This is a genomic window from Streptomyces sp. NPDC048523, from assembly GCF_043199815.1.
In the GTDB taxonomy this organism is placed as follows: domain Bacteria; phylum Actinomycetota; class Actinomycetes; order Streptomycetales; family Streptomycetaceae; genus Streptomyces.
On the sequence record NZ_JBICWQ010000003.1, the window covers coordinates 934,642 to 952,026 of the forward strand.

The 17,385-nt window shown below is 71.0% G+C and carries 14 protein-coding genes; 5 read left to right on the forward strand and 9 right to left on the reverse strand.

The window, feature by feature from the left end; all coding sequences use genetic code 11:
* Positions 1-110 precede the first annotated feature (110 nt).
* Positions 111-956 carry a hypothetical protein gene (locus ACGFWE_RS20155; protein WP_393600611.1) on the forward strand — a complete coding sequence of 282 codons (846 nt, stop codon included), beginning with the start codon at positions 111-113 and terminating at the stop codon, positions 954-956.
* A gap of 294 nt (positions 957-1,250) precedes the next feature.
* A complete protein-coding gene (locus ACGFWE_RS20160; protein ID WP_393600612.1) occupies positions 1,251-1,373 on the forward strand; it encodes a hypothetical protein in 123 nt (40 codons plus the stop codon).
* A gap of 99 nt (positions 1,374-1,472) precedes the next feature.
* On the opposite strand, the gene ACGFWE_RS20165 is transcribed toward ACGFWE_RS20160, so the two are convergent.
* The 5 genes from ACGFWE_RS20165 to ACGFWE_RS20185 all read right to left on the reverse strand — a co-directional run bounded on the left by ACGFWE_RS20165 (position 1,473) and on the right by ACGFWE_RS20185 (position 8,496).
* Positions 1,473-1,652 (reverse strand): DUF6104 family protein, encoded by a 180-nt coding sequence (locus ACGFWE_RS20165; RefSeq protein WP_030049542.1) that lies wholly within the window; start codon positions 1,650-1,652, stop codon positions 1,473-1,475.
* 86 nt (positions 1,653-1,738) lie between these two features.
* The gene (locus ACGFWE_RS20170; protein ID WP_393600613.1) at positions 1,739-5,560 is read right to left on the reverse strand and encodes a multifunctional oxoglutarate decarboxylase/oxoglutarate dehydrogenase thiamine pyrophosphate-binding subunit/dihydrolipoyllysine-residue succinyltransferase subunit; all 3,822 of its coding nucleotides are present in this window, start codon (positions 5,558-5,560) and stop codon (positions 1,739-1,741) included.
* Between the two features lie 294 nt (positions 5,561-5,854).
* A complete protein-coding gene (locus tag ACGFWE_RS20175; RefSeq protein WP_352390196.1) occupies positions 5,855-6,961 on the reverse strand; it encodes an ATP-binding protein in 1,107 nt (368 codons plus the stop codon).
* On the reverse strand, positions 6,958-7,695 hold the full coding sequence (locus ACGFWE_RS20180; RefSeq protein WP_352390195.1) for a response regulator transcription factor: 738 nt from the start codon (positions 7,693-7,695) through the stop codon (positions 6,958-6,960). Before ACGFWE_RS20180 ends, ACGFWE_RS20175 begins: the two co-directional genes overlap by 4 nt.
* Before the next feature lie 123 nt (positions 7,696-7,818).
* Positions 7,819-8,496: a spermidine synthase gene (locus ACGFWE_RS20185; protein WP_352390194.1), complete on the reverse strand. Its 678-nt coding sequence runs from the start codon at positions 8,494-8,496 to the stop codon at positions 7,819-7,821.
* A 139-nt stretch (positions 8,497-8,635) separates the two neighbouring features.
* Between ACGFWE_RS20185 and ACGFWE_RS20190 the strand changes: the two genes are divergently transcribed.
* Positions 8,636-9,466 (forward strand): rhomboid-like protein, encoded by an 831-nt coding sequence (locus ACGFWE_RS20190; RefSeq protein ID WP_393600614.1) that lies wholly within the window; start codon positions 8,636-8,638, stop codon positions 9,464-9,466.
* Here the strand turns inward: ACGFWE_RS20190 and ACGFWE_RS20195 are convergent.
* Both ACGFWE_RS20195 and ACGFWE_RS20200 read right to left on the reverse strand, forming a co-directional pair.
* Positions 9,432-10,184: a GNAT family N-acetyltransferase gene (locus ACGFWE_RS20195; RefSeq protein WP_393600825.1), complete on the reverse strand. Its 753-nt coding sequence runs from the start codon at positions 10,182-10,184 to the stop codon at positions 9,432-9,434. The genes ACGFWE_RS20190 and ACGFWE_RS20195 overlap by 35 nt on opposite strands.
* A 217-nt stretch (positions 10,185-10,401) precedes the next feature.
* A complete protein-coding gene (locus tag ACGFWE_RS20200) occupies positions 10,402-11,076 on the reverse strand; it encodes a GNAT family N-acetyltransferase (protein ID WP_393600615.1) in 675 nt (224 codons plus the stop codon).
* A 199-nt stretch (positions 11,077-11,275) separates the two neighbouring features.
* Here ACGFWE_RS20200 and lon point away from each other — a divergent pair, with 199 nt between their 5' ends.
* Positions 11,276-13,690 carry an endopeptidase La gene (gene lon, locus ACGFWE_RS20205; protein ID WP_352390192.1) on the forward strand — a complete coding sequence of 805 codons (2,415 nt, stop codon included), beginning with the start codon at positions 11,276-11,278 and terminating at the stop codon, positions 13,688-13,690.
* A gap of 100 nt (positions 13,691-13,790) precedes the next feature.
* Here the strand turns inward: lon and ACGFWE_RS20210 are convergent, their stop codons facing one another.
* Positions 13,791-14,636: a lysozyme gene (locus ACGFWE_RS20210; RefSeq protein WP_393600616.1), complete on the reverse strand. Its 846-nt coding sequence runs from the start codon at positions 14,634-14,636 to the stop codon at positions 13,791-13,793.
* Positions 14,637-14,867: 231 nt separating this feature from the next.
* Between ACGFWE_RS20210 and ACGFWE_RS20215 the strand changes: the two genes are divergently transcribed.
* On the forward strand, positions 14,868-15,362 hold the full coding sequence (locus tag ACGFWE_RS20215) for a MarR family winged helix-turn-helix transcriptional regulator (RefSeq protein ID WP_393600617.1): 495 nt from the start codon (positions 14,868-14,870) through the stop codon (positions 15,360-15,362).
* 878 nt (positions 15,363-16,240) lie between these two features.
* On the opposite strand, the gene ACGFWE_RS20220 is transcribed toward ACGFWE_RS20215, so the two are convergent.
* A complete protein-coding gene (locus tag ACGFWE_RS20220; protein ID WP_393600618.1) occupies positions 16,241-17,029 on the reverse strand; it encodes a hypothetical protein in 789 nt (262 codons plus the stop codon).
* Positions 17,030-17,385 lie beyond the last annotated feature (356 nt).

Genomic DNA, 17,385 nt, shown 5'->3' on the forward strand with positions numbered 1-17,385 from the left:
TCTCCTGCAATTCACGATATATCGTGGACGTCGAAAGTCAAGACACTCGTTCTGGGGATGCGGAGGGTGTAAATATGACCAATCGGAGTGAATCGCCCTAGCGTGTGATCATGTCGACGGAAGCCACCTCCCGTGCCGGTCGCACCGGTCCCGCCCCCGGCGCCCTGCTGCTGTGCCGCGCTGAGCCGGATTCTGTCGCTCCCGTCGCCCGGCTGCTGCGCGAGCGGATGCTGCTCACGCGCGCGGGGCAGGGGTGGAGCGTCCTCGTGCCGGAAGGCGGGCCGTGGCTGCGCGGTGAGGAGCCGGTCGACCGTGTCATGACCGGTTGGGCCACCGCCCTGGCCGTCGGCGCTCCCTGGGCCGTCCTCGCGCTGTGGTGGGACGCGGAGCGCGGCGGCTACACCCTCGCCTCCGGCTTCCGCCGCCCAGTCGGCTACATCTGGCTCACCAACGGCACGCCGGCCGGCGAGGACGAGGCCATGCGTACCTTCGCGGCCCGTCTCGGCCTCGACCCCGTCCTGGACGTCCAGTCCCTGGACCGCCTCACGCAACCGGACCCTGCCTCGGACGCCCGCGCCCGCCTGCGCGGCCTGCTCGCGATCCTCACGCGCGTGGGCCTCAGCCTCCCCGCAGGTCTCGCTCCCGGCGAACCGGCCGACCGCCTCCGCGAGGTGGTCCGGGACCGGCCGGACGCCGTCCCGATCGAGTGGGAGGGCGGGTGGGAAACGGTCCGCGACGAACTCCAGGTGGCCGCCGGCCGCCGCCTCACGCCCTGGCTCCCCTGGTCAGGCGACCCGAAGGCGCGCACCCTAGCCCTGGCCCAGCTGGCAGCAGGCCTCCCACTGGCCGCCTGGGGCCTACGGCACCGCAGTGCCGGCTGGCTGACGGCGGGGACGCTGCTGCTGGCGCACGGCGCGCTCGGAGTCTTGTACGACCTGTCGCATCCCCGCGACTGACCCCCGGGCCTGATCGCCGGCACGACAACTCGCCCTGGACCCGTCCCCGTTGGCCACCTGGGGCCTACGGCACCGCAGTACCGGCGGGGCTGCGGCCGACGCAGTGTGCGCTGGGGGTGTCGTACGACTTGACGCACCCCCGCGGCTGACGCCGGTGCAGGATCGCGCTGGCCTCCGGCTGGTCGCCTGGGGCCTACGGCATCCCGGCGGCTGGCTGGCGGCGGAGACGCTGCTGCTAGGGGCAGGTGGGCTGGGGGTGTCGTACGACTTGATGCACCCGCGCGACTGACGCCGATGCTGGATCGGGCCGGCCCGCCTCCGCTGGTCGACTGGGGCCTACGGCGCCCCGGCGGCGGCCGGCTGGCGGCGGGGACGCTGCCCCTGGCGCACGGCGCGCTCGGGGGTCGTACGACCTGACACGCCCCCGCGACGCCCCCCCAACTGACCCCCTCACCGGACCGCCGGCACCAAAACCGGGGCGTCTCAGAGGGCCCCGCGGTCGGCGAGCCGTACGGCCTAGTCGTCGTCCTCGTCGTCCAGGCGGGCCAGCCATGTGGCCAGTCGTTCCACCGGTACCTCGAAGTCGGGATTGAGGTCGACGAAGGTTCGCAGTTGCTCGGCGAGCCACTCGAAGGTGACCTCCTCCTCACCGCGCCGCTTCTCCAGTTCCTCGATGCCACGGTCCGTGAAGTACATGGCTCAAGGATAAGTGCGCCGAAACGGCCGGGCCGCACCCCTCGGGAGAGGGATGCGGCCCGGTCACGTACTGCCCCGAAGAGGGGTTACGCGTCGAACACCTCGCGCACCAGCTGCTCCTGCTCCGCCTGGTGCCGCTTGGCGGAACCGACCGCCGGGGACGAGCTGTGCGGGCGGGAGATCCGCCGCAGCCGCTCGCCGTGCGGAACCTCCGCGCCGACCGCGAGGTCCAGGTGGTCGATCAGGTTGAGGGCGATGAAGGGCCACGCGCCCTGGTTCGCCGGCTCCTCCTGGGCCCACAGGTACTTCTCGGCGTTCGGGTACTTGGCGATCTCCGCCTGGAGCTCGGCACCCGGCAGCGGGTACAGGCGCTCGATGCGGATGATCGCCGTGTCCGAGATGCCGCGCTTCTGACGCTCGGCCTCCAGGTCGTAGTACAGCTTGCCCGCCACGAAGACGACCTTGCGGACCGCCGCGGCGTCCACGGACGTGTCGCCGATGACCGGGCGGAACTGACCCGTCGTGAACTCCTCCGTCTTCGACGCGGCGGCCTTGAGGCGCAGCATCGACTTCGGGGTGAAGACCACCAGCGGCTTGTGGTGCGGGTTGTGCACCTGCCACCGCAGGAGGTGGAAGTAGTTCGACGGCAGGGTCGGCATCGCGACCGTCATGTTGTTCTGGGCGCAGAGCTGGAGGAAGCGCTCCACGCGCGCGGACGAGTGGTCCGGGCCCTGGCCCTCGTAGCCGTGGGGGAGGAGCAGGGTGACGCCGGACGTCTGGCCCCACTTCTGCTCCGCCGCCGAGATGTACTCGTCGACGATCGTCTGCGCGCCGTTGACGAAGTCGCCGAACTGCGCCTCCCACAGCACGAGCGCGTCCGGGCGGGCCAGCGAGTAGCCGTACTCGAAGCCCATGACCGCGTACTCGGACAGCAGGGAGTTGTAGACGTTGTAGCGGGCCTGGTCCTCGTTGAGGTACTGGAGCGGGGTGTGCTCCTCGCCCGTCTCACGGTCGATGAGGACCGCGTGCCGCTGCCCGAAGGTGCCGCGCTGCGAGTCCTGGCCGGACAGCCGGACCGGCGTGCCCTCCAGGAGCAGGGAGCCGACGGCCAGCGTCTCGCCCATGCCCCAGTCGATCGTGCCGTCCTCGACCATCGACGCCCGGCGCTGCAGCTGCGGCAGCAGACGCGGGTGGACGTTGAAGGTGTCGGGGATGTTGACCTGGGACTCGGCGATCCGCTTCACGACCTCCGCGGAGATCGCGGTGTTCACGGCGACCGGGAACTCGGCCCGCGGGTCGGAGACGGGACCGGCGGCCGGCTGGGCCGTGGCGGCCTCGCGGACCTCGGTGAAGACCTTCTCCAGCTGGCCCTGGTAGTCCTGCAGCGCCTGCTCGGCCTCTTCCAGGGTGATGTCGCCGCGACCGATGAGGGACTCGGTGTAGAGCTTGCGCACCGAGCGCTTCTTGTCGATCAGGTCGTACATCAGCGGCTGGGTGAAGGCCGGGTTGTCCGACTCGTTGTGACCGCGGCGGCGGTAGCAGATGAGGTCGATCACCACGTCCTTGTTGAACGCCTGGCGGAACTCGAAGGCCAGGCGCGCGACGCGGACCACGGCCTCCGGGTCGTCACCGTTCACGTGGAAGATCGGGGCCTCGATCATGCGGGCCACGTCCGTGGCGTACATCGAGGAACGCGACGACTCGGGGGCCGCCGTGAAACCGACCTGGTTGTTGATGACGATGTGGACCGTGCCGCCGGTGCGGTAACCCCGCAGCTGCGACATGTTCAGGGTCTCGGCCACCACGCCCTGGCCCGCGAAGGCCGCGTCACCGTGCAGGGCGACCGGCAGGACGGTGAAGTCCGTGCCGCCCTTGTTGATGATGTCCTGCTTGGCGCGGACGATGCCCTCGATGACCGGGTCGACCGTCTCCAGGTGGGAGGGGTTCGCGGCCAGCGAGACCTTGATCTGCTCGCCGTCCAGGCCGGTGAAGGTGCCCTCGGCGCCCAGGTGGTACTTCACGTCGCCGGAGCCGTGCATCGACTTCGGGTCGAGGTTGCCCTCGAACTCGCGGAAGATCTGCGCGTACGACTTGCCGACGATGTTCGCCAGGACGTTCAGCCGGCCGCGGTGGGCCATGCCGATGACGACCTCGTCCAGGCGGGACTCGGCGGCCGAGTCCAGCACCGCGTCGAGCAGCGGGATGACGGACTCGCCGCCCTCCAGGGAGAAGCGCTTCTGGCCGACGTACTTGGTCTGCAGGAAGGTCTCGAAGGCCTCCGCGGCGTTCAGCCGGCGCAGGATGCGCAGCTGCTCCTCGCGCTCGGGCTTGGTGTGCGAGCGCTCGATGCGGTCCTGGATCCAGCGGCGCTGCTTCGGGTCCTGGATGTGCATGAACTCGACGCCGGTGGTGCGGCAGTACGAGTCGCGCAGCACGCCGAGGATGTCGCGCAGCTTCATCAGGGACTTGCCGGCGAAGCCGCCGACCGCGAACTCCCGCTCCAGGTCCCACAGGGTGAGGCCGTGCTCGGTGATGTCCAGGTCGGGGTGCTTGCGCTGGCGGTACTCCAGCGGGTCGGTGTCGGCCATGACGTGGCCGCGGACCCGGTAGGAGTGGATCAGCTCGAAGACGCGGGCGGCCTTGGTGACGTCGTCGTCGTGCGAGGCGTCGATGTCCTTGAGCCAGCGGACCGGCTCGTAGGGGATGCGCAGGGCCTCGAAGATCTCGTCGTAGAAGCCGTTCTCGCCGAGCAGGTAGTTCGCGACGATGCGCAGGAACTCGCCGGAGGCGGCGCCCTGGATGACCCGGTGGTCGTAGGTCGACGTGAGCGTCATGACCTTCGAGATACCGAGCTTGTTCAGGGTGTCCTGGGAGGTGCCCTGGAACTCCGCCGGGTAGTCCATGGAGCCGACGCCCATGATGACCGACTGGCCGGGCATCAGACGCGGCACGGAGTGGACCGTGCCGAGGCCGCCGGGGTTGGTCAGGGAGACCGTGACACCGGTGAAGTCGTCCATCGTCAGCTTGCCGTCACGGGCGCGGCGGACGATGTCCTCGTAGGCCTGCCAGAACTCGAAGAAGTTCAGCGTCTCGGCCTTCTTGATGCCCGCGACGACCAGCTGGCGGTCGCCGTTGGGCTTCACCAGGTCGATGGCGAGGCCGAAGTTGACGTGCGGCGGCTTGACGAGGGTGGGCTTCCCGTCCTTCTCCGCGTAGTGCCAGTTCATCGACGGCATGGCCTTGATGGCCTGCACCATCGCGTACCCGATCAGGTGCGTGAAGGAGATCTTCCCGCCCCGGGCGCGCTTGAGGTGGTTGTTGATGACGATGCGGTTGTCGAAGAGCAGCTTCACCGGGACCGCGCGCACGGACGTGGCCGTGGGCAGCTCCAGGGAGGCGTTCATGTTCTTCGCGACCGCGGCGGCGGGGCCGCGCAGCGTCACCAGCTCCGGGCCCTCCGCGGGGGCGGCCTCGGCGGCCGGCTTCGCGGCGGGCTTCGCAGCCGCCGGCTTGGCGGCCGGAGCGGCCTGCGCCGGAGCGGCGGCCGGTGCTGCGGCCTTGGCCGGGGCCGGAGCCGCGGCGGCCGGCTTGGCGGCCGGAGCAGCGGCCTGAGCCGGCGCGGCAGCCTGGGCCGGGGCGCTGGGAGCCGGGGCGGCCTGCGCCGGAGCGGTGGTGGTCTCCGCGGCCCCCGCGGCCGCGGTACCCGCCGCAGCCGGGGCGGCACCCCCCGACTTGTAGTCGGCGAAGAAGTCCCACCAGGCACGGTCTACGGAATTCGGATCCTGGAGGTACTGCTGATAGATCTCGTCGACGAGCCACTCGTTCGGCCCGAACGCGGCAGCGGGGTTCTTGCCCGCTTGGTCTGCGTCGGTCGAGATGCTCGAGTTACTGGGGGACTGTGGCGACACGGCGGCAACCGCCCTCTTCCGCTTCTCACAAGGTGATGGACAGCGGGAATAAAGGCTACGCCCCCAAGACCGCGAAGGTCAGGCCGGGCCCGTCCATCGTCGTGTAAGTCACATCGAAGAGCGTGTTTCGCGGGTGGAAATGGCGGGAAACAAGCGTGGTTCCGGTACGCGCGTCCGCCCCAGGGAAGGGCCGAGCGGGGCTCTGCGCGACTGCGGCGCGGCCCTCTGCCTGATCACACGTGTCCGTCAGCGCGGAACAGAGATGGATCTTGCGGCTCCGCTTCGAACTTTACGTCAACTTGGCAGAGAGGGAAGTCCCGGAAGGGTGACAAGGATCCGGCAGCCCCGCTCGGATTCGGCCACTCCGATCCGGCCGCCGTGCAGATCCACCGCCCAGCGGGCGATCGCGAGCCCGAGCCCGGTGCCGCCGTCGCTGCCCGGACCGTGCGGCCGCATGACCTGACCGCGGTTGAACCGCTCGAAGACGCGGTGCCACTCCGAGCGCGGAATGCCGGGGCCCTCGTCGAGGATCTCCAGTTCGAGCGACTCGGGCAGGGCCCCGCGCCGCGCCTTGACCGTCACCCGTCCGTGTGCCGGGCTGTGCTTCACCGCGTTGTCGATCAGGTTGGCGACGACCTGGTGGATGCGCTCCGGGTCGGCGTGCGCGGTCAGCTCGGGCGGCGAGACGTCGAGGTGCAGATGGACGTCGTTGCGCGTGTGGCTGCCGGATCCCGAGGCGATGCCCGCGCGGGCCGTGGCGACCATGTTGGCCTCCTTGAGCACGCCCGAGAGATACGGCCACACCTCGAACCGGCGCTTCTTCAGCGGTACGACGCCGTTGTCGAGGCGGGACAGGTCCAGCAGCGTCTCCACCAGCCGGCCCAGCCGCTCGGTCTGTTTCAGAGCCGTGCGCATGGTCTCGGGATCGGCCTGGGTGAACCCGTCGACGATGTTCTCCAGCACGGCGCGCAGGCCCGCGATGGGTGTGCGCAGCTCGTGGGAGACATTTGCCACAAGTTCCTTGCGCTGGCGTTCCTGGGCCTCCAGGTCGTCCGCCATGCGGTTGATCGTCTGGGCCAGGTCACCCAGTTCGTCCCGGCGGTTCTCGCGGACCCGGCGGGTGTAGTCGCCGTGCGAGATGGACCGGGCGACCGCGTTCATGTCGTCCAGGGGCGCGGTGAGCGAATGCGCCACGAACTGCGTAATCAGGAGTGTGGCGATCATCGAGAAGACCGTGATGAAGCGCAGCTCGGTGGCTGTGCGCATCGCGATCATCATCAGCCCGGTGGTGATGAGGACCGCGATGACGACCAGCGCACCCAGCTTGGTCTTGATCGAGAAGGGGCTCACTCCGCCCCAGGGTTCCCTGGGGTTTCTCCGGCCGGCCGGACCCTCGCTCATGGCGTCGGCGTCTCCAGGGCGTAGCCCACGCCGTGCACCGTGCGGATCCGCTCGGCGCCGATCTTCCGGCGCAGGGCCTTGATGTGGCTGTCGACGGTCCGGGTGCCGGAGGCGTCCGCCCAGTCCCACACCTCGGCGAGCAGCTGCTCACGGGAGAGCACCGCGCGCGGGGTGTTCGCCAGGCACACCAGGAGGTCGAACTCGGTGGGCGTCAGGTGGACGTCCTCCGAGCGGACCCGCACCCGGCGCTGCGCGTGGTCGATCTCCAGCTCGCCGAGCCGGAGGATGCCGGAGCGCGGCGTGGTGGCGGCCAGCGCGGCCCGCTCGACGCGCCGCAGCAGGACGTGCACGCGCGCGGCCAGCTCTCGCATCGAGAACGGCTTGGTCATGTAGTCGTCGGCGCCGACACCGAGACCGACCAGCATGTCGGTCTCGTCGTCACGGGCCGTCAGCATGAGCACCGGGACCGGACGGGCGGCCTGCACGCGGCGGCAGACCTCCAGACCATCGAAGCCGGGCAGCATGATGTCGAGGATCAGCAGGTCCGGCTGCCAGGCCTCGGCCGTGTCGACCGCTGACGGACCGTCCACCGCCGTTTGCACGAGGAATCCCTCGGCGCGCAGGCGGGTCGCGATGGCGTCGACGATCGTCGGATCGTCCTCGACGACCAGGACCCGGCGCTGGGCGCCGGGAGTGGCCGTCGAACCGTTGTGGGAGGTGTGTGTCTGCTCCATCGCCCGCCCCTGGGGAGTGCTTTCCGGAACCATGTGGGGTGATTCCTTGTCTGCGCATGACTGCGATTGACGCTTGAATGATCGGCGTAGGGAAGCAGAGTACGGGGAGCCGTCACCCCTTTGCTATCCAGGTCGGACGGCGAGATGGACGACGTCGGGTACGCCCCGGGCAACGGGGATCTCCTCGGTACGTACCTGTTGGAACCCGGCATTTGCCAGTGATTGCTCAAATTCCGGAGAGGGTTTGGCCGACCACACGGCCAGTACACCGCCCGGCTTCAACACCCTTGCGCAGCTTGTGAGTCCGGTACGCGCGTAGAGTCCGCCGTTGCTCTCCGTGACCGTCCAGTCGGGTCCGTTGTCGATGTCGAGGCACAGCACGTCAAAAGTGGCGCATGTCTCATTGACGAATTCGACCAGATCCGTTTTCAGAATGTTCGTCCGGGGATCGGCGAGCGCCTTCGCCGTGAGCGCCGAGAGCGGGCCCGCGCGGTGCCAGTCGATGATCGCGGGTTCCCGCTCGACGACCGTGATCCGGCCCCACCGGGGGTTCGCGACCGTGTGTGCGAGCGAGAAGCCGACGCCGAGGCCGCCGATGAGGACGTGCGGATCGGGACGGTCGTCGAGCGCGGCGAGCGCCGCGTCGACGAGCCTCCGCTCCGAGCGTCCGTCGGAGGTGTCCATCAGGAAGCAGCCGTTGGCGATGATCTGGAGCAACTCGCCGTGCCGCCGCAGGACGACCTCTCCGTACGGGCCCTCGCGACGGTCCAGGACTTCGGGAATGTCGTACGAGGTGGGCATCGGCCCATCTTGGCAGGTACGGCGACCGGGCCGGGGCTCCTTGAGAAGTCCCTGTGAATCGGGGCCGGGGTGGCGTCGGTCACAGACAGCGGGCGGGTGGGGCGCGAAGGGTGGGGTGGGACGGAAGGAGCAGCTCACCTTGGAACGGACCACGCCCCCAGCCCCTTCCGACCCGCCCGCACCGAAAGCTCCTGCCCCGGACGCGTGCTTTCCGGACGTGGCCGCGCTCCTCGACGGGGTGCCCCGGCAGCGGGGACGGGCCGAGCGGTGTGCCGCCGGGACACCCGCGACACCCCCGGCAACGACCGCCCCGGACACCGGATTTCGCGTCCTCCGGCTCCAGCGGCTGCTCCCCACTCCCACCGGGACACCGTTCACCTTCGTCTACGGCGCCGTCCTGGCCGCCGTCTCCCTGGTCGCCGCGCAACTGGACCCCGCCCTCGTGCACACCCTGTACCAGGGCTCCAGCACCGATGTCGCGCACCTCGTGCGGATGCCCGTCCTGGTGCTGGTGGCCAGCGCGCTGTGGATCGCGGGCGGGATCCTCTCGCCGTACGCCCTCGCCCTGCTGTTCGTCCTCACCGCGCTGGAGCGGCGGATCGGCGGAGTGCGCACGGCGGGTGTCTTCCTGCTCGGGCATGTCGGGGCGACCCTCGCCACGGAGGTCCCGACAGGCCTCGCGGTCCTGGCCGGGCATCTGCCCGCCAGTTCGCTGCACCGCCTCGACTACGGCGTCAGCTTCGGCGTGGCCGCGTGCCTCGGCGCGCTGGCCGGACTGCTCCGGCCGTGGCTGCGCTGGTCCTTGCTGGCCCTCTTCGGCTGGCTGCTGGTGACCGACCTGATCGCGTTCACCGACCCGATGACCGACTGGGGTCACCCGATCGCCCTGGCGATCGGTGTCGCGACCTGGCCGCTGCTGCGGCGCCGCGGCGCAGTCAGCGGGCCGGCGGGGTCCAGACGTACGGCGTAGTCGTGGTGATCGCGTGGAAGCCGAGTCGGCGCAGGATGGGCGCGCTGTCGTCCGACGCGTCCACGTGCAGACAGGTGACCCCGCGGGAGACGGCGAGAGCGGCGCGTACGGCGACCAGGGCGCGGTAGATGCCCCTGCCCCGCCACTCGGCGAGCGTGGAGCCGCCCCACAGGCTCGCGAACTCGGTGCCCGCGCGGAACACCAGCCAGGCGGCGCACACCACTTCGCCGCCTGCCTCGGCGACGTACACCGCGATGTCGTCCGGCGCGGTGGCGACCCGGCCGATCAGGTCGTCGGCGAGCCAGCTCCGGTCCTCTCCCCACACCGTCGACTCCATCGCGGCGATCCGGCGCATGTCGGCGTCCGCCATGACGCGACGCACGGTGACGCCTTCCGGGAGCACGGGCTGTCGTACGGCCAGCTCGGCGGCCCGGCCGACCAGGACGGTCTCCCGCTCCTCGGGCACGAAACCGGCCGCGCGGAGTCGTTCGGTTAGGTCGGCCGGGGTGTCGTGGGAGCGGGTCTTCCACTCGACGGCCTCGCCGCGCGCCGCGAAGAAGTCCCGTTGCCGCGCGATGAGTTCGTCGAGCGCGTCGCCCTCCACGCCGAGGTCGCGCGGCCCGCTCACGAACCCTCGGAACTGACCGACGATCCGCAGCAACGGCCCGTCCTGCTCGTACGTCACCCCCGCGGGCGGGGTCGGGGGAGCACCGCGCATCTGGTCGTCGTAGGCGGAGAGGAGCGGGTGTGTGCCTGCCGTGATGATGGTCGGCCTCTCGGTCGTGATGGTCGTCCCCCGCGCGCGTGTCTCGTGGCCGTCGGGAAGAGGAAGGGCCGGCCCGGTGTTGCCCGTCGTGCGGCCGGTGGGAACCACCGGAGCATGACAGAGACCGTCCTCTGCCGTCTCCGGATTTCCCGCGGGCGGTGACGGGCCGTCACCCGGCGTCCGGTCCCACGAACTTCGCACTGGTGAGCGGAGCTTCCACATGCCAGCCCAGAGCCTCGTACAGGCCCCGGCCCGCGGGCGTCCCCGCCAGTACGCCGGTCTGCGCCCCCGTGGCGGCCGCCACGGCCTGGAGGGTGCGCATGACGAGACTGCCCAGTCCCCGGCGCCGATGGGCGGCCGCGGTCTCGATCTGGTCGAAGACGGCGGTGGCGCCGGTCGGGGCGACCTGGCCGCGCGCCGCGAGGGAACCGTCGGGCGCGGCGACGAGCATGCGCGTGACGCCGCGGACGGTCCAGGTGCGCAGCCGGTATCCGGCGGGCGCGGCGGGGCGTTCGGCCGGCGTGGTCGTGGTTGTGGCCGTGGTCAGGGGGACCGTCATGAGGAAGCCGGGTTCGGGATCCACCCACCAGCCCTCGCCGAGCCAGCCCCCGACCACCTCCGGGTCCTGGAACACCTTGAGCCACACCCCGGCCCCCGTCACCCCGTCCGCCACCTGGCGTACGGCCTTCTCGTCCACGTCGTCGCCGAGCGCGTCGAAGACGTGCCGGGACACATGCGCGAGCTGTCCCACGTCGATGGTGAAACCCCACGGCTCATGCTCCGGAGCCGCCGCCCCGCGGGACACGACCCAGCCGGTCACCCACGCCTTTACGACTCCGTCCATGACATCCATGACATCCCCCTGTAATGGTCGCTCGCGGTAGGTGGCTATTACCTGTCCGGTACCGGACGACCATAGGGCCCTACCCGCCGATTCCGGCAGTCGTGATCGCCGACAGCGAACAGGCAAACGGGTGGGGAACATTCGAAGGCCGCGGGGCATTGAGTCGGCATAGCTCAACTTGACTGCCTAAGGGGAGATCATGGCTTCGACGTCCACACCGCTCACCCTGCCCGTGCTGCCGCTCGACGACGAGGTCGTGCTGCCCGGAATGGTGGTTCCGCTGGACCTGAACGACACCGACGTACGCGCCGCGGTGGAGGCCGCCCAGGCCGCCGCCCGCTCGGAACCCGGAAAGCCCAAGGTCCTCCTGGTGCCACGCATCGACGGCACCTACGCGAGCACCGGAGTGCTCGGCACCGTCGAGCAGGTCGGCCGGCTGGCCGACGGCGACCCCGGCGCGCTCATCCGCGGCCGGAGCCGGGTGAAGATCGGTGCGGGGACCACCGGCCCGGGCGCCGCGCTGTGGGTCGAGGGGACCACGGTCGACCAGACCGTCCCCGACCCGCTGCCCGGCCACGCGACCGAACTGGTCAAGGAGTACAAGGCACTCGCCACCGCCTGGCTGCGCAAGCGCGGCGCCTGGCAGGTCGTGGACCGGGTGCAGGCCATCGACGACGTGTCCACCCTCGCCGACAACTCCGGTTACTCGCCCTTCCTGACCACCGAGCAGAAGGTCGAGCTGCTGGAGACCGCCGACCCGGTCGCCCGCCTCAAGCTCGCCACCCAGCAGCTGCGCGACCACCTCGCCGAGCAGGACGTCGCCGAGACCATCGCGAAGGACGTCCAGGAGGGCGTCGACAAGCAGCAGCGGGAGTTCCTGCTCCGCCGTCAGCTGGAAGCCGTACGCAAGGAACTGCGCGAGCTCAACGGCGAGCAGGAGGGCGAGGAGTCCGACGACTACCGCGCCCGCGTGGAGGCCGCCGACCTGCCCGAGAAGGTGCGGGAAGCCGCCCTCAAGGAGGTCGACAAGCTGGAGCGGTCCAGCGACCAGTCCCCGGAGGGTTCCTGGATCCGCACCTGGCTGGACACCGTCCTCGAACTGCCGTGGAACGAACGGACCGAGGACGCGTACGACATCCAGGGTGCCAAGGAGATCCTCGACGCCGAGCACGCGGGCCTGGAGGACGTGAAGGAGCGGATCACCGAGTACCTGGCGGTGCGCAAGCGCCGTAACGAGCGGGGCCTCGGGGTCGTCGGCGGCCGGCGCGGTGGTGCCGTGCTCGCCCTCGTGGGCCCGCCCGGCGTCGGCAAGACCTCGCTCGGCGAGTCCGTCGCGCACGCCATGGGCCGCAAGTTCGTCCGCGTCGCCCTCGGCGGCGTCCGGGACGAGGCGGAGATCCGCGGCCACCGGCGGACGTACGTCGGCGCGCTGCCCGGCCGGATCGTGCGGGCCATCAAGGAGGCGGGGTCGATGAACCCGGTCGTCCTGCTCGACGAGATCGACAAGGTGGGCTCCGACTTCCGCGGCGACCCCGCGGCGGCCCTCCTGGAGGTCCTGGACCCGGCGCAGAACCACACCTTCCGCGACCACTACCTGGAGGTCGAGCTCGACCTGTCGGACGTCGTCTTCCTCGCCACGGCCAACGTGCTGGAGGCGATCCCGGAGGCGCTGCTCGACCGGATGGAGCTGGTCCGGCTCGACGGGTACACGGAGGACGAGAAGATCGTCATCGCCCGTGACCACCTGCTCCCGCGCCAGCTGGAGCGGGCGGGACTGGAAAAGGACGAGGTCGTCATCGACGAGAGCGCCCTGCGCAAGCTCGCCGGCGAGTACACGCGCGAGGCGGGCGTCCGCACCCTGGAGCGGTCGATCGCGAGGCTGCTGCGCAAGGTGGCGGCCCAGCACGAACTGGGCGAGCGGGAGCTGCCGTTCACGGTCACGGACGAGGAGCTGCGCGGTCTGATCGGCCGGCCGCACCACGTGCCCGAGTCGGCCCAGGACCCGGCGGAGCGCCGGACCGCGGTCCCCGGTGTCGCCACCGGACTCGCGGTCACCGGAGCGGGCGGGGACGTGCTGTTCGTCGAGGCGTCGCTGGCCGACCCGGAGACGGGCGCGGCGGGTCTGACGCTGACCGGCCAGCTGGGTGATGTGATGAAGGAGAGCGCGCAGATCGCGCTGAGCTTCCTGCGCTCGCACGGCGCTGAGCTCGAACTGCCGGTCGCTGACCTGAAGGACCGGGGCGTGCACATCCACTTCCCGGCGGGCGCGGTCCCCAAGGACGGCCCGAGCGCGGGCGTCACCATGACGACGGCGCTGGCCTCGCTGCTCTCCGGCCGGCTGGTCCGCACGGACGTGGCCATGACGGGCGAGGTCTCGCTGACCGGCCGGGTCCTGCCGATCGGCGGCGTGAAGCAGAAGCTGCTCGCCGCGCACCGCGCCGGGGTGAGCACGGTCATCATCCCCAAGCGCAACGAGGCCGACCTGGACGACGTCCCGGCGGAGGTGCTGGACAAGCTCGACGTCCACGCCGTCACCGACGTCCGACAGGTCCTGGAGCTGGCGCTGTCCCCGGCGACGAACGGGGCCGCGCCGGAGGTCCCGGTGGCGGCGTGACGCCGTAGCCCGTCAGCGGGCTGCGGCCGCCGACACCGGTTGAGGTGGAGGCCCGGGTTCTCGTGAGGGAGGCCCGGGCCTTCGCCGTACCCGGGGCGGGTCAGCCGTTGGCCAGCGCCTGTACGCGGTCCGGGGCGCCGTTGAAGCGGTCGTGGTCGCCGACCGTGGGGCCGGTGGAGGTGTACTGCCACATGGTGTACGTGCTCCAGCCGGCCGGGAGGGTGCCGGCGGTCGAGGCGTAGTGGGCGATCCAGAGCGGGTTGGCGGAGAAGCCGGCGTAGTTGCCGGTGCACTGGTTCCACCAGCTGGTGGCGGTGTAGATGACGGCCTGCCGGCCGGTGCGCGCCTTGTACTGGTTCAGGAAGTCGCGGATCCAGGTGACCATCGCGCTCGGCGACTTGTCGAAGCAGGCGTCGCCGTACGGGTTCCACTCGATGTCGAGCACCCCGGGGAGGGTCCTGCCGTCATTGGACCAGTCACCGCCGTGGTCGACGAAGTAGTCGGCCTGTGTCGCGCCGCTCGTGGTGTCCGGGGTGGCGAAGTGGTAGGCCCCGCGGATCATCCCGACGCCGTGGGCGCCGGTGTACTGCTGGGAGAAGTAGGGGTTCGTGTAGTACGTCCCCTCGCTCGCCTTGGTGTACGCCCACCGGACGCCGTTGTTCCACAGGGTCGGCCAGGCGACGTTGCCCTGATAGCTGGCGACGTCGACCCCCTCCGTCTGGGTGGCACGGATGTCGGCGGGCAGGCCGTCCTGGCCGTCGTGCGCCACGACGCCCATGCCCATGTGGGCGTCGCCGCGGGCCGGGGTGGCGGTGGCGGTGGCGGTGGCGTCGGGGGCTTCCGCGGCCGGGGCGGGGGCCGCGAGGAGCAGGGAGAACGCGGTGAGCAGGAGACCTATGAGGAAGAGGCGTCGGGGACGTATCTGTTCGGGTCTGCGCACGGGCATGGCGTGCCTCCGGGGGCTCGGTGACGCTCGGTGGGACATGACTGAGTGACCTTTGGGGATGACGTGGGCATGCCAGTCACCTCTCTGAAGACGCTCCGTACGAGGACGACGGGTCGGGAAGTGGGACCGGCGGCTGCCATTGGTCCAGCCCTGCGAAATACTTACGGGGCTGCGGTGATGTCGCAATCTGGCGGAACATTCACGGCCGGGAAATTCAAGGCAGGGGCTGACGTGCACGAAGAGGAAAACGGCGGCGGTGTCCCGGGCGGGGCCGAGGTGGCGCCGAGCGGTGTGGACAAGCCCGGATTCCTGGCGCTGGAACGTGAGTTGACCGTCCTGCTGCGCCGTGCCCGGGCCAACCAGGGGGAGATGGCCCGCGAGGTCCACCCCGACCTGGAGTCGGCGGCTTACGGGCTGCTCGTCCGTCTGGATGAATGCGGCCGTCAGCGCGCCACCGAACTGGCCGCCTACATCGGAGTCGGCAAGGCCACGATGTCCCGTCAGCTGCGCGCCCTGGAGGACCTGGGCCTGGTCGCCCGCGCGCCGGACCCGGCGGACGGCCGGGCCTGGCTGGTCGACCTCACGCCGGAGGGCCGCTCCCGTGTCCAACGGGTCCGCGACGCACGCCGGGCCCGGTACGCGGGCCGCCTGGCGCACTGGGACTCGAGAGAGGTGACGGAACTGGCGCGACTGCTGCACCAGCTGAACCGGGGCATGGAGAAGTAGGTGGCGTTCCACCATGTGAGGTAGCGGGGCGTCCGTTGGTGGTGCCGTTGAGCAGGCCGTGCGGTGGTCTGCTCCGAGCGGGTGCCGTCTGCTGGTCCGGTCCGGCTGGGTGTCCGTGGTGGTGGTGCCGGGTGGGTGCCGTCGAGTGCGTTGGTGGTCTCGTCCGGCCGGGTGTCCGTCGAGGTGGTGCCCGGTTGGCACCGAGGGCGCCGCACGGCGGTCTGTTCCGCCGTGCCGGTCGCCGGTCGACGCAGTCGAGGATGCCGTGCAGGGTCCGCTCCGGCTCGGCGTCCGCGGTATCGCTGCCCAGCCGACGCACGCGCGTCCGCTCCGCCGGGCCGTACCCCGACCGTCAGGCGGGTCGGCGACCGCTCGTGCGGGCCGACGGGGCCGATCTTCTCGCGCCGCTCGGCAGGCCGCAGCCCTGGCCGTGTCCTCGCCCGTGCAGCGTTCGGGGTGACCCGCTCACGGGCCTGTCTGCGACCGCCCGTGCGGCCCAACGCGGCCGGGGTTCCCCACCGCTCTCCGGGACGCAGTCCGGACCGTGCCGCCAACCCGTCAGGGCTCGGGGTGACCAGTCACGGGCCGGCCGGTGACCGTCGGTGCGGGCCGACGTGGCTGGGGTTGCCCACCGCTCGGCGGGACGGGACGCGGTCCTGTCCGTGCCGCCAGCCCCGTCCAGGGTTCGGGGTGACCCCCCGCTCACGGGCCGGCCGCCGCCGGCGCGCCCGGGCTCTCCGTATGGATCTGCGGGACGCGACCCTGGCCGCCTGCCTCCGATCGCCCAGGGTTCGGAGCTACCGGTACTGCCACTACCGACCGGCGTGGCCGGGATTCGCGCCTGGACGTGCGTCCCGACCTCCCAGGGCGGGCCGGGCTCACAGTTCCGCGTACACCACCGTCGCGTCGTCGTGGGTCTTGCTGCGGCCCAGGTGCGTCCGGGGCTTCGCGTCCGCCCGCTCCAGCTCCCGGACGCGGTCCACCAAGGCCTGTGCCCCCTCCTTCCGGACGAAGGTGAAGCAGTCGCCCCAGCCGCCCTCGTGGAACTTCTCCACCCACCGGGCCGCCCCGTCCGTCAGCGCCAGCAGGGTGCGTACCGACGACCGCGGCAGCACCCCCGTCACCGCGCGCCCCGCCACCGACGGATCCGCCGCCGCCGTGAAGAAGCCCCCCTCCTTGTTGCGCAGGTGGGCGTCGATCAGCGCGTCCGTGGCCAGGGAGGCGTGGGGGAGACGGGAGAGACGGTCGTCCAGCACCGCCGTGACCCTGCCGTCCGGCGCCTCCACCAGCAGTGCCGAGTCCGACAGGACCAGGTACTCGACCGACTCCGGGGACCACCGCGCCATCACCACCGTCGCCTGCGGCGTACGCGGGTGAGAAAGGTCACAACCTTCACCATGTGTCTCAGCTGTGCGTGCGATGGCGCGGGACAGCACCTCGGCCGGCGGAACATCCATGAGCGAAACGGCCAGTTCGGTCAGCGCCCCGCCGAGCCGGGCCGTGAACCAGGGGACGGAATGCAGACAGCCGGTCGGACCGGTGGGCGGGGTGACCCCGTCGAGGGCCACCAGGACGCCGCCCCGTCCGGACGCGGGGAGCGCGACGCTCGCGAAGTCCTCGTTGGGCCGCTGGACATCGCCGGGTTCCGAGACAAGTTCCGTACGCATTCGGCCAGTCTGCACGAGCCCTTCACAAGCTTCGCCAAAGCATGGCAACGATCCCGGAATTGACGCAGTCGCGCAGGTCAGCCGCCAGGTTTGAGGTGGAATGGCTGCCCCCGGGCACGCGTGGTGGCGAATCCTGCCATCGGTCTTCGCCGGCGTCCAACCGGCCCGCCGCCCCGGGTCCGTGCGTGTGCCGCGGGAACTTGCCCGCCAACTCCCCTCCGGGGTTCACTCCTTCGGGTGGCGGCTCAGGCGATGGGCGACCACCGCCCACCGGCGCTGGGAGGGTCGGGAACCGTACCCCGGTGTGCACACCAGTTGACGGAGCGTCACCCCGGGCCCATGGGTATCACGAGTTC

What these genes read in the sequence shown, in the direction of transcription:
- ACGFWE_RS20155 (WP_393600611.1), top strand. Translation starts at nt 111, where the DNA reads ATGTCGACGGAAGCCACCTCCCGTGCCGGTCGCACCGGTCCCGCCCCC.
- ACGFWE_RS20160 (WP_393600612.1), top strand. Translation starts at nt 1,251, where the DNA reads ATGCTGGATCGGGCCGGCCCGCCTCCGCTGGTCGACTGGGGCCTACGG.
- ACGFWE_RS20165 (WP_030049542.1), bottom strand. Translation starts at nt 1,652, where the DNA reads ATGTACTTCACGGACCGTGGCATCGAGGAACTGGAGAAGCGGCGCGGT.
- ACGFWE_RS20175 (WP_352390196.1), bottom strand. Translation starts at nt 6,961, where the DNA reads ATGAGCGAGGGTCCGGCCGGCCGGAGAAACCCCAGGGAACCCTGGGGC.
- ACGFWE_RS20180 (WP_352390195.1), bottom strand. Translation starts at nt 7,695, where the DNA reads ATGGAGCAGACACACACCTCCCACAACGGTTCGACGGCCACTCCCGGC.
- ACGFWE_RS20185 (WP_352390194.1), bottom strand. Translation starts at nt 8,496, where the DNA reads ATGCCCACCTCGTACGACATTCCCGAAGTCCTGGACCGTCGCGAGGGC.
- ACGFWE_RS20195 (WP_393600825.1), bottom strand. Translation starts at nt 10,184, where the DNA reads ATGCGCGGTGCTCCCCCGACCCCGCCCGCGGGGGTGACGTACGAGCAG.
- ACGFWE_RS20200 (WP_393600615.1), bottom strand. Translation starts at nt 11,076, where the DNA reads ATGGACGGAGTCGTAAAGGCGTGGGTGACCGGCTGGGTCGTGTCCCGC.
- lon (WP_352390192.1), top strand. Translation starts at nt 11,276, where the DNA reads ATGGCTTCGACGTCCACACCGCTCACCCTGCCCGTGCTGCCGCTCGAC.
- ACGFWE_RS20210 (WP_393600616.1), bottom strand. Translation starts at nt 14,636, where the DNA reads ATGCCCGTGCGCAGACCCGAACAGATACGTCCCCGACGCCTCTTCCTC.
- ACGFWE_RS20220 (WP_393600618.1), bottom strand. Translation starts at nt 17,029, where the DNA reads ATGCGTACGGAACTTGTCTCGGAACCCGGCGATGTCCAGCGGCCCAAC.